Annotated in this window: 1 protein-coding gene and 1 pseudogene; one reads left to right on the top strand and one right to left on the bottom strand. The window is 46.5% G+C overall.

The annotated features are described in order from the left end of the window. Positions 1-214 precede the first annotated feature (214 nt). Positions 215-958, bottom strand: coding sequence for a transposase (locus BOQ04_RS11015; RefSeq protein WP_269844396.1), 744 nt, complete (start codon positions 956-958; stop codon positions 215-217). Between BOQ04_RS11015 and BOQ04_RS08675 the strand changes: the two are divergent. Beyond that, positions 935-1,305, top strand: a pseudogene (locus BOQ04_RS08675) (AMP-binding protein); the annotation flags it as partial. The gene BOQ04_RS11015 and the pseudogene BOQ04_RS08675 overlap by 24 nt on opposite strands.

Raw genomic sequence — 1,305 nt, 5'->3', positions numbered from 1 at the left:
GAACTTTTTCCAGCGATAGGCAAAGCCATACCGTAACTGCAATTTGCAGTTAAAAAAATACAAACTTACTACTTGTCTATACCCAAACGGTCACTTCCACAAATAAATCAGGGGTCCCGATTAACCATAATTAACACAAGATCCGCCACTTCACGTTTTGGTCTTTACCCTACTTAAAACAATCTGAGGTCCCAGTGGAAGGTCCAAACATTATCTACGAGGTCCTTGCGGCCTCTACGGCCCTACAGAGAGGGATCGATCCACTGGGTAAAGCTTTTTCATAGTAACCTTGATACATCTGTTTTGACTTCACTAATCCATACACTACACGCGCCATCTTCGCTGCCACCGCAGTCCTTGCTTTACGTTGTAAATCCTTATCCTGCGGTGCGCCTTTAATATAGCGGCTATATTTTTGCTGAAAACTATTTTCTGGTTGAGCGATAGCAGTGTTCACTGCCATCCATAACGCCAAACGTAAACGCGCATTACCTCGTTTAGAGATTTGTTCTTGACCACGGTAGTTGCCTGATTGATTTTTGGCTAGATCAAACCCGCAATACTTCAAGAACTGACGATGATGGCTAAAGCGACGTAGATCCCCGCCTTCCGCCAGAATCGTTAGGGCATTAATCGGGCCAATCCCCGGCACACTTTGCAAGATGGCAGAATCCGGGTTATCGGCCAATACTGCTTGAGCTGTCTCTTCTAATTGCTTGCGACAAGCATTGATCTCTTGATAGCGTCTCAGTTGTATTTGAAAGGTTTTGCAAGCCAAGGAATCTGCCTCAACAGGTAGTCCAATGCTATGCAAGGCGGTCTCATAGAGCTCAATAAGCTTAGCCGCTTTATTAACCTTGCGGCCAATGACAGGGCTGGCAATCTGGCAAAACGCTTCTTGAGAGTGCTTCGTTACTGCGCTAGGGATGGGGAAGTGCAAAAGATAGTTGCAGATCACTGGCAAGAAATGACTGGCGCTCCCATTGCCGAAGGCTATGGCCTTTCAGAAACATCACCAGTTGCCTGCGTCAACTCTGCTTTGATTGAGAGCTTTACTGGCTATATTGGCTTCCCGGTACCAAGTACCGAAGTAGTGATCTTAGGCGATGACGGCATCGAAGTACCTTTTGGTACTCCTGGTGAGATTTGTATTCGGGGGCCTCAGGTAATGGCCGGTTACTGGAACAAGCCCGAGGAAACCAAGAATGTTATGACGCCCGATGGCTTCTTTAAATCAGGCGATATCGGCATCATGAATCCCGACGGCCTAACTAAGATTGTCGACCGTAAAAAAGATATGGTTCT

The organism is Polynucleobacter sphagniphilus, from assembly GCF_001953355.1.
Classification (GTDB): Bacteria; Pseudomonadota; Gammaproteobacteria; order Burkholderiales; family Burkholderiaceae; genus Polynucleobacter; species Polynucleobacter sphagniphilus.
The sequence above is the reverse complement of the archived record's forward strand: the minus strand, read 5'-3'. Positions and strand labels throughout refer to the sequence as shown.